Source organism: Achromobacter sp. ACM04, from assembly GCF_014851465.1.
Classification (GTDB): Bacteria; Pseudomonadota; Gammaproteobacteria; order Burkholderiales; family Burkholderiaceae_B; genus Achromobacter; species Achromobacter aegrifaciens.
Genome location: NZ_JACUZS010000001.1, coordinates 1,401,262 through 1,414,373, shown reverse-complemented (window position 1 = coordinate 1,414,373; position 13,112 = coordinate 1,401,262). Strand labels below are relative to the sequence as shown.

At 69.8% G+C, this 13,112-nt stretch carries 10 protein-coding genes; 1 reads left to right on the top strand and 9 read right to left on the bottom strand.

Going from position 1 to position 13,112, the window contains the following annotated elements; translation table 11 throughout:
- Positions 1–3: 3 nt before the first annotated feature.
- From IB259_RS06590 to IB259_RS06575, 4 genes are all read right to left on the bottom strand, one after another.
- Complete coding sequence (locus tag IB259_RS06590; protein ID WP_192328089.1) at positions 4–3,228, bottom strand: error-prone DNA polymerase; 3,225 nt, start codon at positions 3,226–3,228, stop codon at positions 4–6.
- A gap of 6 nt (positions 3,229–3,234) precedes the next feature.
- A complete protein-coding gene (locus IB259_RS06585) occupies positions 3,235–4,704 on the bottom strand; it encodes a DNA polymerase Y family protein (protein WP_192328086.1) in 1,470 nt (489 codons plus the stop codon).
- Entirely contained in the window at positions 4,634–5,338 is a 705-nt protein-coding gene (gene imuA, locus IB259_RS06580; RefSeq protein WP_054453813.1) for a translesion DNA synthesis-associated protein ImuA, read from the bottom strand. The genes IB259_RS06585 and imuA overlap by 71 nt, the downstream gene beginning before the upstream one ends.
- Before the next feature lie 192 nt (positions 5,339–5,530).
- Positions 5,531–7,066 (bottom strand): amino acid permease, encoded by a 1,536-nt coding sequence (locus tag IB259_RS06575; RefSeq protein WP_119448973.1) that lies wholly within the window; start codon positions 7,064–7,066, stop codon positions 5,531–5,533.
- A 185-nt stretch (positions 7,067–7,251) separates the two neighbouring features.
- On the opposite strand from IB259_RS06575, the gene ypfH reads away from it, so the two are divergent.
- Positions 7,252–7,956, top strand: a complete 705-nt coding sequence (gene ypfH, locus IB259_RS06570) for an esterase (RefSeq protein WP_054453817.1) — start codon at positions 7,252–7,254, stop codon at positions 7,954–7,956.
- Here ypfH and IB259_RS06565 read toward each other — a convergent pair whose 3' ends face one another.
- From IB259_RS06565 to IB259_RS06545, 5 genes are read right to left on the bottom strand one after another with little or no spacing between them, the layout of a single operon-like run.
- Complete coding sequence (locus IB259_RS06565) at positions 7,957–9,378, bottom strand: efflux transporter outer membrane subunit (protein ID WP_192328083.1); 1,422 nt, start codon at positions 9,376–9,378, stop codon at positions 7,957–7,959.
- A 51-nt stretch (positions 9,379–9,429) separates the two neighbouring features.
- Positions 9,430–10,344: an HlyD family secretion protein gene (locus IB259_RS06560; RefSeq protein WP_054453821.1), complete on the bottom strand. Its 915-nt coding sequence runs from the start codon at positions 10,342–10,344 to the stop codon at positions 9,430–9,432.
- Between the two features lie 2 nt (positions 10,345–10,346).
- Positions 10,347–10,559 carry a DUF1656 domain-containing protein gene (locus IB259_RS06555; protein ID WP_013394149.1) on the bottom strand — a complete coding sequence of 71 codons (213 nt, stop codon included), beginning with the start codon at positions 10,557–10,559 and terminating at the stop codon, positions 10,347–10,349.
- Positions 10,556–12,607, bottom strand: a complete 2,052-nt coding sequence (locus tag IB259_RS06550; RefSeq protein WP_192328080.1) for an FUSC family protein — start codon at positions 12,605–12,607, stop codon at positions 10,556–10,558. The genes IB259_RS06555 and IB259_RS06550 overlap by 4 nt, the downstream gene beginning before the upstream one ends.
- Entirely contained in the window at positions 12,604–13,080 is a 477-nt protein-coding gene (locus IB259_RS06545; RefSeq protein WP_054453825.1) for a MarR family winged helix-turn-helix transcriptional regulator, read from the bottom strand. The genes IB259_RS06550 and IB259_RS06545 overlap by 4 nt, the downstream gene beginning before the upstream one ends.
- Positions 13,081–13,112 lie beyond the last annotated feature (32 nt).

Sequence of the window (13,112 nt, the reverse complement as noted above, 5' to 3'; positions counted from 1 at the left end):
CGGTCAGTGGAAATTCCGGCTCTGGGTGTTCAACCCGCCCAGCAGGTCGGACAGATCCACCAGCCGCTGCGCGATCAGGTGGCGCACGCCGTCCACGCTTTGCCAGGATCCGTAGACGCCCAGCAACGAGGACCCCAGCAATTCGCGGCGTTGGCGTTCTATGAGTTCCGGGCGCACGACCACGTTGACGGGGCCGGTCTCGTCTTCCAGCGTGACGAAGATCACGCCCTTGGAGGTTTGGGGACGTTGGCGCACGGTGACGATGCCGCAGGCGCGGGCCACGCGCTTGTCGGGGTAGCTGTTCAGCACCGAGGCGGGCTGGAAGTTGCGCGCCGCGAGCTGGGGGCGCAGCAAGGCCACCGGGTGGCTGCGCAGCGTCAGGCCCACGCTGCGGTAGTCGGCCGCCACGGCCTGGCCCTCGGACGGGGCGGCCAGCTGTGGCGCCTGGGTTTCCTGGATGGCGGCGTCGCGCAGCAGGTCGCGGCTCTGCACGCTGGCGGCGGCTTCCCAGCTGGCCTGGCGGCGATGGCCGGCCAGCGTGCGCAGGGCGTCGCCGGCGGCCAGCGAGTTCAGGTCATGGCGGCCGAGCGCGGCGCGGCGGGCCAGGTCGCCGGTGTCGGTAAAAGGGGCGGCAGCGCGCGCGTCTTCGATGCGCCGGGCGGCGTCTTCGCGCATGCCCTGGATCAGGCTCAGTCCCAGCCTGACGGCGGGACGGGTGCCGTCGGCGGCGGGCGCGTGCGGATGGGGGGGCCGGCGGGCGCCAGGATGACCGTCGGGCAGGGTCTCCAGGGCCGAGTCCCAGCCGCTGACCGTGACGTCCGCCGGCAGCACGCAGACGCCGTGGCGGCGGGCGTCCTGCACCAGTTGCGCGGGGGCGTAGAAGCCCATGGGCTGGGAGTTGAGCAGGGCGGCCAGGAAGGCTTCGGGCTCGTGCCGCTTGAGCCAAGAACTGGCATAGGCCAGCAGGGCGAAGCTGGCGGCGTGGCTTTCGGGGAAGCCGTATTCGCCGAAGCCTTCGATCTGCCGGAACAGCGCCTCGGCGAAATCCAGTTTGTAGCCATGGGCCAGCAGGCCGCCGACCAGTTTGCTGCGGTACTTGTCCACGCCGCCCTTGCGCTTCCAGGCCGCCATGGAGCGGCGCAACTGGTCGGATTCGCCCGGCGTGAAGCCAGCGGCCACCACGGCGATCTGCATGACCTGTTCCTGGAAGATGGGCACGCCCATGGTGCGGCTGAGCACGCCGCGCACTTTTTCGCTGGGATAGGTTTCGGGTTCCTTGCCCTGGCGGCGGCGCAGGTAGGGATGGACCATGCCGCCCTGGATCGGGCCTGGGCGCACGATGGCCACCTGCACCACCAGGTCGTAGTATTCGCGCGGACGCAGCCGCGGCAACATGGTCATCTGGGCGCGGGATTCGATCTGGAACACGCCTATGGTGTCGGCGTCGCAGATCATGTCGTAGGTGGGCGTGTCGCTGGCGGGTATGTCCTGCAGCCGCAAGGGTTGGCCGCGGCGCTGGCCGGCCAGCTCCAGCGTGCGGCGCAGGGCCGACAGCATGCCCAGCGCCAGCACGTCCACTTTCAGCAGGCCCAGCGCATCCAGGTCGTCCTTGTCCCATTGCACGACGCTGCGGTCTGCCATGGCGGCGTTTTCGATGGGCACCAGACGCGACAGCTTGCCGCGTGAAATCACGAAGCCGCCGGGGTGCTGCGACAGGTGACGCGGAAAGCCCATCAGGGTCTGCGCCAGCGCCGCCCACTGGCGCGCCACCTGCGATTCCGGGTCCAGGCCGCAGGCGCCCAGGGTGCGCAGCATTTCCTTCTTGCCGTCCCACCATTGGTGGGCGCGCGCCACGGCGTCGATGACGCCTGCGTCCACGCCCAGCGCGCAACCGGTATCGCGCAGCACGCTGCGCGGCCGGTAGGAAATGACCACGGCGGTGAGCGCGGCGCGTTCGCGGCCGTACTTGCGGTAGATGTACTGGATGACTTCTTCGCGGCGCTGGTGCTCGAAGTCCACGTCGATGTCGGGCGGCTCGTTGCGCTCCTTGCTGATGAAGCGTTCGAACAGGTTGTTGCCGCGCACCGGATCCACTTCGGTGATGCCCAGGCAGTAGCAGACCGCGGAGTTGGCGGCGGACCCGCGGCCCTGGCACAGGATGCCCTCGCCGCGGGCGTACTGGACGATGTCGTAGACGGTGAGGAAATAGGCTTCGTAGTGCAGGTCCGTGATCAGGGCCAGCTCTTTTTCGATCTGCGCGGTGACGCTGTCCGGCGTGCCTGAAGGAAAGCGGCGGGCGGCCCCGGCCAAGGTTTCCTGGCGCAGATAGGTGGCCGGCGTGTGGCCGCGCGGAATGATTTCGTCCGGGTATTCGTAGCGCAGCTCGTCCAATGAGAAGGCGCAGCGGCGGGCCACGGCCAGCGTCTGGGCCAGCGCTTGCGGCGGGTACAGGTTGGCCAGGCGCATGCGCGTACGCAGGTGCTGTTCGGCGTTGCCGGACAGTTCATAGCCGCATTGCGATACCGGTTGGCGAGTGCGGATGCCGGTCAGCGTGTCGTGCAGCGGCTTGCGCGAACGCAGATGCATCTGCACCTGGCCCAGCGCCACGATGGGCAGGTCCGCGGCCTGCGCGGCGTGCTCGACCGCGGCGCGGTGCAGGTCGTCGCGCGAGCGGTGCAGCAAGGTCAGCCCCACCCAGGCGCGGTGGGGGAAGACGCGTGCCAGCCAGCGCGCCTGCTCGGCCATGCGGTCGGCGTCGGTGCCGTAGGCGGGGCTCAGGATGGCCAGGCATTCGGGCAGGTGGCGCAGGTGGGCGTGGCCGCTGGGAGGATGGGTAAGGTCTTCGGGCGCCAGCTGGTATTCGCCCTTGGGCGCGCGGGTGCGGGCCAGGGTGATCAGTTCGGACAGGTTGCCGTAGCCCTCGCGCGTCTGCGCCAGCAGGGTCAGGCCCAGTGGCGCGGCGTCGGGCGCGGCGCGCAGCTGGAAGGTGGCGCCGATGATGAGCGGCAGCTTGCGGGCCTTGGCCTCCACGTGGGCGCGGACCACGCCCGCCAGCGAGCATTCATCGGTGATGGCGAGCGCGGCGTAGCCCAGTTCGGCGGCGCGTTCGACCAGTTCCTCGGGGTGCGAAGCGCCCTGCAGGAAAGAGAAGTTGGACTGGCATTGCAGCTCGGCGTAGCCGGGCAACTGCGCCAGGATGCCGGGGGTGTCGTCGTCGTCCATGCGCATGGCGTTTCAGGCGTAGAGCCCATGCAGGAACCAGCGGGCGTGCTCGTCGTCGCGCTCGCGGTAGATCCAGTAGCGCGCGGCGGCGGCGTCCTCGGCGACGAAGTAGTCGCGCACGGTCAAGGCCGGATCCCACCAGCCGCTTTCGATGCGTTCGGGGCCGCGCATCAGGCGCAGCGCCTGGCCGCCGTATTGCGGCCGGTGGCCGGACAGCTTCAAGGGCAGCGGCGGGTCCAGCAGCCAGAAGGGGCGGTCCAGCAGGGCGGGCAGGGGCGCGGGGCGTTGGGGCGGCGACAGCGCGTCGCCCCAGGCGTTGGCGGCCTCGGGGCGGTGGTCGGGTACCGGGTGGGCGTGGCGCACCTGGTCGCGGCCCAGCCGCGCCACCAGCAGGTCCAGCAGCCGGGCATGGTCGGCAGGCGTGCCGCCGGGCTCGGGGAACAGGGTGGTGCTGGCGGCGGGCTGCTCGACCGTGTCGGGCGCCAGCAGCGCCACGGCGATCACGGGCGCTTCCAGCGTGAAGCGCGCCAGCTTTTCCCGCAGCAGGTGGAGGATCTGCGGCGCCTGCCAGACCGGCTGGGCCAGGGCCAGTTCCAGTTCGGTGGGCGGCCGGGCGTGGCGGCCGCGTTCGTGTTCCATGCTGAGCACCACGCGGCGTACCGCCAGTTGCCGGGCGCTGAGCCAGCCGCCCAGCTGTTCGGCCAGGCGGCGCGCCACCGCGAGCACCGCGTCGGTGTGCTCGACGTAGTCGGTGAGTTCGATGCGGCGCGAGAACTGGTGTGGCGGTTCGACCCAGCGGTGGAGCTCGGGCGCCAGGCCGTAGGCGGCGTCCAGGGCCTGCAGCATTTCGGGGGCGCTGCGCCGCTGCAGCCCCGCGCGCGGCAGGGCGCGCAGGTCCGCCAGGGTATGGCAGCCGATGTCGTCGAGCCAGTCGCGGCGGGCCTGCGCCTGCGGCAGCAGGGCTAGCGGCAGGGCGTCCAGCCGCCGGGTCAGCGTGGGCAGCGTGAGGGTACGGCGGGGCGCGCGCCGGCCGGGGCTGCGCGCCAGCAGCCAGGCGCCGGCGGCGGTCGGCGCCATGCCTAGCGACACGTGCAGGTCCAGGGCGCGCAAGGTGGCGGCGACCCGCCGGTGCAGCGCCTTGGGGCCGCGGAAGAGCATCAGGCTGGCGCTCACGTTCAGGAGCAGCGTGTCGCCGTCGGCCAGGGCGATTTCGGGCGTGTATTGCAGCAGCGCCAGCGCCGCGCCCTGCAAGGCTTCGGACTCGGCCTGGGCATCGCGGGGCAGCAGCTCGACCTCGGGAGCGATGGCGGCCGCGCCCGCGCGGCGCATGCCCGGCTTGACGCCGGCGCGGCGGGCGGCGGGCGTCAGGGCGGCGACGCGTTCCTGTTCCAGGACCGCGAACGCCTGCCCCTCAAGCGGCCAGTGCGGGCGCAGTGCGTCCAGCGGCAGGCAGCGCAGGAAGGCGGCGATCCAGAGGCGCATGGCGGGGAGAAACAGGAATGGTGGCGCCGGTGTCCAGGCCCACGTACAGCGGCGTGTCGCAGGCGGGTCCGCGGCGCTTCAGGATATGGACGGACAGGCCGCCCGCGGCCGGCGCCAGCGCCAGCCGCAAGGGCGCGGGCGTGGCGTTCTGCGCCGCGCTGCTGGGGCGCACCGCGATGAACAGCAGGTCGCTGGCCTGGGCGGCCAGGTGCAGGCGGCGCAGGGATTCGGGGCGCACATGAGGCAGCCAGCAGATCAGGGCGCCGCAACTGCCGTTCTTCAGGATCTGTTCGGCGGCCCAGAGCGCGTCCACGGGTTTTTCCGGCGCCACCCAGAGCAATTGACGGGGATCCAGCCGCCAGCTCATCCAGCTGGCGATGTGGGGCGCGTGCGGCGGCTGCACCAGCGCAATGGCGCGGCGCGTTTCCAGTTGGGCCAGCGCCGGACGCAGCAGGCGGATTTCGCCGATGCCGGGGTGCGGGACCAGCAATTCGTTCAGGGAACCCAGCGGCCAGCCGCCGTCTGGCAGCTCGGCCGAAAGCGCGGCATGCCCGGTGGGCAGGGTGCGGGCGGCGCCTTGAGCCAACTGGGTGGCGCGCCACAACGCGGGATGGATACGTTCTGGGGACTGCATGGCAAATCGGTTGCCGGGAGATAGGAACCCGGTGGAAGTGGCCGATGAGCCATTATAACTGTATATATGTACAGTATTTAAAGGGGGCGGAGCATGCCGCGAACTAAAAGAAAACCCACCCGTACACCTTTCGATGCAGAGGGGTGGGCCGTGTTGGATACGATTTTGTTGCTTCAGGCAGGCGGATCGCAACTAAGCGCGGGCGTTCTCACTAGTAGCTGCCGAGGCCGCCACACCCGCCGCGCGATCCAGGTCCAACCCATAAAACCGCATATCCTCGTACCGGATCCAGTGCGATTTGCGCACCAGCCGGTGGCCGATCCACAAGGCCAGGAACAGCGGGATCGCCAGGTAGGTGGAGATCACGCCGATCCAGTCGATGCGGTCTTGCAGGAAGGCCTGGTAGTTCTGGCCCAGCGTGACCACCAGGCACAGGACGAAGGCCAGTAGCGGACCGAAGGGGAACAGGCCGGCCTTGTAGGGCAGGTCAGCGGTGTCGTAGCCATGCTTCACATAGCCCTGGCGGAAGCGGTAATGGCTGACGGCGATGCTCAGCCAGACGATGAATTCGGTCATGCCGGCGAAGTTCAGCAGCCAGATGTAGACGGCCTTGGGGCTGTACACCAGGCTGAACAGGCACAGGCAGGCCAGCAGCGCGGTGGCCATCAGCGCATACAGCGGCACGCCGCTGCGCGTCACGCGCCGGAACAGGGCGGGCGCCTGGCCTTCCACCGCCATGTTGAACAGCATCCGCGTCGCCGCGTACATGCCGGAATTGCCGGCCGACAGCACCGAGGTCAGGATCACGGCGTTCATCACGGTGGCCGCCGACAGCAGCCCGGCGTGCTGGAACACCAGCGTGAAGGGGCTGACCGCGATGTCTTCCACTTCGTTGCGCAGCAGTTGCGGGTCGGTATAGGGCAGCAGCAGGCCGATGATCAGGATGGCCAGCACGTAGAACAGCAGGATGCGCCAGAACACATGGTTGATCGCGCGCGGCACGTTGCGGCGGGGATTTTCGGATTCGCCGGCGGCCACGGCCACCAGTTCGGTGCCCTGGAACGAATAGGCCACCACCATCGCCACGCCGACCCAGGTGGCCACATTGCCCACGAAGGGCGCGTCGCCGACCGACCAGTTGGCCAGTCCCACGGGCGTGCCGCTGTGGATGATGCCCACCAGCATCGCCAGCCCGACGCCGATGAAGCACAGCACGGCCACGACCTTGATGATGGCGAACCAGTATTCGGCTTCGCCGAAGCTGCGCGCCGAAAAGGCGTTCAGGCCGAAGGTCAGGGCCAGGAAGGCCACGCTCCATATCCAGCCGGGCGTATCGGGGAACCAGTAGGCCATGACCAGCTGCGCGGCCACCACGTCCACCGCCACCACCGTGGCCCAGCTGATCCAGAAGTTCCAGCCCAGCGCGAAACCGAAGCCGCCGTCCACGTAGCGCGAGGCATAGGTGCAGAAGGAACCCGATACCGGCATGAAGGTGGCCAGTTCGCCCAGGCTGGTCATGATGAAGTAGACCATCAGGCCGATGGCCAGGTAGACCAGCAGCGCGCCGCCCGGGCCGGCCTGGGCGATGGCGGCGCCGGAAGCCACGAACAGGCCGGTGCCGATGGCTCCGCCCAACGCTATCATCGTGAGGTGGCGCGCCTTGAGCACGCGATGCAGCTGGTTCTGGCCGGCAGGCGTGGCGCCGGATTCTGTCGTCGGAGTTTGCATTACTGGGGTAGGAAGTTGCCGCGGCGGCGGACCATCAGGCACGGGCGCGCGGGCCTGCCCGCCAGGCAATGCCGCGCAAGCCAGCCGGTCCGTGGCGGTGCGGCAAAGGTTGCTTCAAGGCGCGCATTTTACAATGCGGCTATTCCGGGGCCGTTCGGCGGCCCCAGCCAGCACGGAGCAGTTTCATGGCGTCTTCCACTTCTATCGAATTTCTTCCCAACGCCGGCGTCGACGTGCGCCAGCTGTTCATCCTGCTGCACGGCGTGGGCGGCAGCCCCGACGACATGGAACCGCTGGCAAAAGCCGTGCGCGCGGCGTTCCCGAGCGCGGCGGTGCTGGCGCCCCAGGGGTTCGAGCCCTACGACGGCGGCGGCGATGGCCGGCAGTGGTTCTCGGTACGCGGCGTGACCGAGGAAAACCGCCCGGAACGCGTGGCGCAGGCCTTGCCGCCCCTGGAGACCTATGTGCGCGAGGCGCAGGCCCGTTTCGGCCTGCTGCAGTCGGACACGGCGCTGGCGGGCTTTTCGCAGGGCGCGATCATGGCGCTGGAACTGGTGCAGGCGCACGACGGCATCGCCGGTCGCGTCATTGCGTTCTCGGGCCGCTATGCCCAGATGCCCAAGATCGCGCCGCAGTTCACCACGTTGCACCTGCTGCACGGCGCCGCCGATCCGATCATGAACGTGGAGCTCATCCAGGCCGCCCAGGCGCGCCTGACCGAGCTGCACGGCGACTCGACCATCGACATCGCCACCCAGGTGGGGCACGCGTTGCATCCGGCGCTGATCGAGCGCGCCATCGTGCGCTTGAAGACCTGCGTGCCGTTGCGCAGCTGGGAGGCCGCGCTGGGTCTTAACCAGACGCCGCCCGACGGCACCCCGGTGCATTGATCATTTTTCCCAGCCGCCGCCCAGCGCCAGGAACAGCGCGATCTGGTCGCTGCTGAGGTCGGCCTGCGAGGCGGCCAGCGCGCTTTCATTGCTGGCCAGCGTGCGCTCGGCGTCCAGCACGGTCAGGTAGTCGGTCTTGCCGTACTGGAACAGGCGGCTGGCCTGCGAGGCGGCCTCGGCGCTCTGGTCGCGCGCGGCGCGCAGGGCGGCGTCGCGGTCCAGCTGACGCGCGTAGACCACCAGCGCGCTTTCCGTTTCCCGCAGGGCGTTCAGCACGGTGGCGTCAAAGCGTGCCGCCGCGGCCTTGGTGCTGGCCTGGGCCTCGGCGATGCGGGCCTGCGCGGCGCCAGTGTTGGGGATGGTCCAGGAGATCAGCGGACCGACGCTCCAGCTGAAGGTGCCGCGGTCGCCGAACATGGCGGCCGGACCGCCCGAGGCCGCCGACAAGCCCAGAGAGATCTTCGGATACAGGTCCGCTGTAGCCACGCCGATGCGCGCGGTGGCCGCGGCCAGCGTGCGTTCGGCCTGGCGGATGTCCGGACGGCGGCGCAGCAGTTCGGCGCCGTCGCCCACGGGGATGGTCTTGGTCAGGCGCGGGGCCTGGGCGCATTGCAGCAGCGCGGGCGGGATCTGGCCCGGCGTCTGGCCGGTCAGCGCCGCCAGGCGGTACAGCGCGGTGCGCTGCTGGGCCTGGAATGGCGGCAGGTTGGCCTGCAGCTGTTCAAGCTGGCTGCGGGCGCGGGTCACGTCCAGCGTGGTGCCGCGGCCGGCGCGTTGCAGCCGGTCCACCGCGTCCAGCGATTGCTTCTGCACCTGCACCGAATGCTGGGCGGAGGCCAGCTGCATGCCGGCCGCGCACATATTGGCGTAGGCCCGGGCGGTCTCGGCGGCGACGGTGACGCGGGTGGCGTCATAGGCGGCCTGCGCGGCCTGCTCGTCGCCGCTGGCCGCTTCCACGGCGCGGCGGATCTGGCCGAACAGGTCCAGCTGGTACGACACGCTGGCGCCCATGGAATAGGACCAGCGGTTGGGCGGATCGATGCCGGGCTGCAGTTCCTGCAGGCCGGACACGTGGCCGAAAGTGGGCGAGGCATTGACACCGATGGACGGCTGCTGCTGCGCCTGCGCTTCACGCACGGCGGCCTGGGCCCGTTCCAGGTTGGCGCTGGCCACGCGCAGGTCGGTGTTGGCGGCCAGGGCTTTCTCCACCAGGCCATCCAGCACGGGGTCGTCGTACAGGCGCCACCAGTGGCCAGGCACCGCATCCTGCCGGAACGCCGCCTCGCGCGCCTGCGTGAAGGGCGCCTGCGCGCTCTGCCGCTCGGCCACCGATCCGGGGGGCACCTGGTAGTCCGGGCCCACGGCGGCGCATCCGGCCAGCGCAAGGGCCAGCGTAAGAGGCAGGAGGTATCTGGTGTTCATGGCGGTTACGGCTGTGCGTCGATTAGGGGTAAGGGGTTGAAAAAGTGGTGATCAGGACGGCTGGTGCGCCTCGGTCTGCGAGTGGGCAGGGCCGGAATCCACTGATACGGTGGCGGTCTGGCCGGCCACCAGGCGCACGCCTTCAGGCACGTCGTCGATCTTCACGCGCACCGGGATGCGCTGCGCCAGGCGGACCCAGTTGAACGTGGGATTGACGTTGGGCAGCAGGTTGGCGCCGGTGCTGCGGTCGCGGTCGGCAATGCCCATGGCAATGCTTTCGACGTGGCCGCGGATATGGTGCGAGTCGCCCATCAGCGTCACGGTGACGGGATCACCTTCATGGATGCCGGGCAGCTTGGTTTCCTCGAAGTAGCCTTCGACGTAGAACGAGCCGGAATCCACCAGCGCCATCACGCCGCGGCCCGCGGTGGCGTAGGAGCCGGCGCGCAGGTCCAGGTTGGTGATGCGGCCATCGTTCACCGCCAGCACCCGGCTGCGTTCCAGGTTCAGGCGCGCGGTGTTGAGCTGCACTTCGGCCTGGGCCAGCGCGGCTTCGGTCTGCTGCAGCTTGGTCTGGCTTTGTTCCAGCGCCTCGGCGGCCACCAGTTGGCCCAGCGAGCGGTTGCGCTTGGCGTCTCGCACCGCCTGGTCGCGCGCCACTTGCGCGGAACGCACCGAGGCCTGGGCCTGGTCGTAGGCCAGCTGGAAGCGCGCGCGGTCGATCTCGAACAGCACGTCGCCGGCCTTCACGTCCTGGTTGTCGTGCACCGGCACGCTGGTCACCAGGCCGGAGACATCCGGCGCGACCTGCACCACGTAGGCCTTGACGCGGCCGTCGCGGGTCCAGGGTTCGACTTCATAGTGCACCCAGAGCTGCCAGCCGGCGTAGGCGGCCGCGGCGACGACGACGGCGGTCACCGCGAACTTGCCGATGGCTGCGGGGCGCAGGGCATTGGGGAGTTTCATGCTTATCTCTGGAGTAAATAGGGGGAAATGAGGGATACGCCGTACAGCAGCACCACGAACAGCGCCAGGTCGAACAGCGCGGGGTGCCACACCAGGCGGTACAGCCCGGCGCGGGCCAGCACGCGGCGCACCGCCCAGGCAACGCCCAGGGTCACCACGCCCAGCACCAGCAGCCAGGGAAAATAGACGCCATAAAGATTGAATTCGCCGATCATGATGCTTGGCCCTCCAGGGTGGGATGGGCGGGTTGGTAGTCGGGCGCGTCGGGGAAGAAGGCGCGGCGCAGGCCCACCAGCGCGACGACTGCCCGGTCGCGGGCCGCGGCGCCCGGGGGCGTGGCCGTCACGCTGGCCAACGCGCGATCGATCTGCGCCAGGAATTCGGGCGTTTTCTCGCCGACCTGCCAGGCCGAGCGCGCGTGGAAGAACTTCGCCAGCCCGTCCAGCACCGGCTGGATGGCCGGTTCGGCCATGGGCAGGTGACGCCGGGCGCGCTGCAGTTCGGTGATGTCGCGGCCCACGCGCAGATCCTTCAGCGCATCGGCGGCGACCAGGTCGTCCGGACGCTGGGCCAGCGCCAGGCGCGGCTGCAGGAGGCCGATGCGGTCCAGCATGCGGGCGGCGTAGGTGTGGCGCGAAGGCGCGCGCGGCGAGCTTGCCAGGGTTTCCAGTTCCTTCCAGTTGGCGGCCTGGATGCGGCGCGCGCTCCAGTCGGCGCTGACGGTGCGGAAGATGGCGGCGATGATGGCCGCGGTGGCCACGCCCATGCACTGCGCGACCTGCGTGTCGATGAAGGACACGATGTCGGCGGTGTTGGTATCCTGCAGCGCCATCGTGCCCAGGAACCCGAACAGCATCGCCATGGCCTTGCCCGCGGTGGCGGGCCGGGCAATGAAGATGCCCAGCACGAAGGCCGTGGGCAGCATGGCCAGGGCCAGCATCTCGAACGAATGAATGGCGGGCATGATGCCCAGCAGGTACAGCGCCGACAGCGGGATCGAATACACCGTGTAGGTCAGGAACTGCATGATGCCGGGCACTGGGTTGTCCTGCGACGCGAAGAAGCAGCTGAAGATGGCGGCCATGAGCGCGGCGGTGGCGCCGTTGCTCCAGGCGGTGCCGATCCAGAAGGCGCAGCAGACCGAAATGGCCACGCCCGCGGCCAGGGCCGACAGCAGCGCCATGCCGCGGTCGCGATGCAGCGCGGCGTTGGGCGCGGGCTTGGAGCGCGGGGCGCGCAGCGGCGCGCCGGCCAGGCCCGCGCGGATCTCGCGGCGCAGCGCCAGGCATTCGTCATAGGTGTCGACCAGCTCGCGCAGCCGCGTCATCAGGCTGGCCAGCAGCACGTCGCGCCAGCTGGAGCGGCTGTCGATGTCGGGCGTAAGGCGGGTGGCGGCGGCGCGCAGCTGCACCGCGGTCTCGTGGGTGGCCTGCGCGCCGGCGTTGATCCATTCGGAGATGTCGGCGAGCAGGGCCGTGACGGGTTCCGGCAGCGGCTGGCCGCCGGCCTGCAGGGCGCGCATGCGGTCTTCCACGGCGGACACGGTGGGCGTCAGCGCTGCGATCTGGTCCTGCATGGCGCGCACCGCGCCCGAGGTCCAGCGCAGGTTGCTGGTGTCGAACGGCACGTGGGTGGACATCAGGCGCAGCTGCGTGATGTCGTTGGCCAGTACGCGGCGGTCGCGGTCCTTCTGCTCGGTGGCCTGGCCGCTGAGCGTGTCGTGCATCCAGTTGCGGGCGTCGCGCACGGCCTTGTCCAGCATCAGCGTCAGGGCAGGGGCCAGGCCGCGCGGCAGCACGATGCTGTGGATCAGCGTGGCGCAGACGATGCCCAGGCTGATTTCCTCGACGCGGGCGAGCGCGGTGTCGAACACCTGGGCGGGGGCCGTCACGCTGGGAAAGCCGATCATCGCGGCGGTATAGCCCGCCAGCATGAAGAGGTACGAACGCGGGGTGCGGTCCAGCACCGACAGGTACAGGCAGGCGCCCACCCACAGCACCATGGCGGCGGTCATGACCACCGGGGAATTCGACAGCCGCGGCACCAGGTAGACGGTGGCCGCCGAACCGAAGAAGGTGCCGGCCAGGCGGTACAGCGCCTTGGAGCGCACCGCGCCCGACCAGGGTTGGGCCACGACATAGGCCGTGGTCATGGCCCAGAACGGACGCGGCAATCCCATGCTGTAGGCCAGGTAGAGCGCCATGATGGCGCTCAGGTAGCTCTTGAGCGAGAAGATGGCTTCGCGGACGTTGGGGAGTTTCACGCTTGTTCGTCCTGTGGCTGGGTGCCGGCGCCGCCGCGGCCCAGGGTGACTTTCAGGCTGTCGAAGACCCGCAGGCAGGCTTGCAGGTCGGCTTCGCTTACGTCCCGGAACAGGTGGCGGCGCAGGTCGACCAGGACGTCCTCGACCTTGGCGCGCAGCGCCTGCCCGGCGTCGGTCAGGTGCAGGGTCCTGGCGCGGCGGTCGTGCGGGTCTTCGCGGCGTTCCATCAGGCCGGCGGCGACCAGGTGATCCAGCACGCGCACCAGCGAGGGGCCTTCCACGCCCAGCGCCTCGGCCAGCGCGCCCTGGCGTACGCCGTCTCCCAGGCGGCCGGCCAGGATCACGGGCCAGGCGGTGGCCTGGGAGAGGCCGTAATCGGCCAGGGCCTTGTCGGCGGCGCCGCGATAGGCGCGCGACAGGACCATCAGGGCGGAGGTGGTGGCCATGAGCTGGGAGTCGGTGGGCGTGTTCATGGAATAGATTGTATCCTATCTATTAGCTTACT

Coding starts and splice junctions, on each gene's coding strand:
- IB259_RS06545 (WP_054453825.1), bottom strand. CDS start 13,080: ATGAACACGCCCACCGACTCCCAGCTCATGGCCACCACCTCCGCCCTG.
- IB259_RS06565 (WP_192328083.1), bottom strand. CDS start 9,378: ATGAACACCAGATACCTCCTGCCTCTTACGCTGGCCCTTGCGCTGGCC.
- IB259_RS06585 (WP_192328086.1), bottom strand. CDS start 4,704: ATGCGCCTCTGGATCGCCGCCTTCCTGCGCTGCCTGCCGCTGGACGCA.
- ypfH (WP_054453817.1), top strand. CDS start 7,252: ATGGCGTCTTCCACTTCTATCGAATTTCTTCCCAACGCCGGCGTCGAC.
- IB259_RS06555 (WP_013394149.1), bottom strand. CDS start 10,559: ATGATCGGCGAATTCAATCTTTATGGCGTCTATTTTCCCTGGCTGCTG.
- IB259_RS06560 (WP_054453821.1), bottom strand. CDS start 10,344: ATGAAACTCCCCAATGCCCTGCGCCCCGCAGCCATCGGCAAGTTCGCG.
- IB259_RS06590 (WP_192328089.1), bottom strand. CDS start 3,228: ATGCGCATGGACGACGACGACACCCCCGGCATCCTGGCGCAGTTGCCC.
- IB259_RS06575 (WP_119448973.1), bottom strand. CDS start 7,066: ATGCAAACTCCGACGACAGAATCCGGCGCCACGCCTGCCGGCCAGAAC.
- imuA (WP_054453813.1), bottom strand. CDS start 5,338: ATGCAGTCCCCAGAACGTATCCATCCCGCGTTGTGGCGCGCCACCCAG.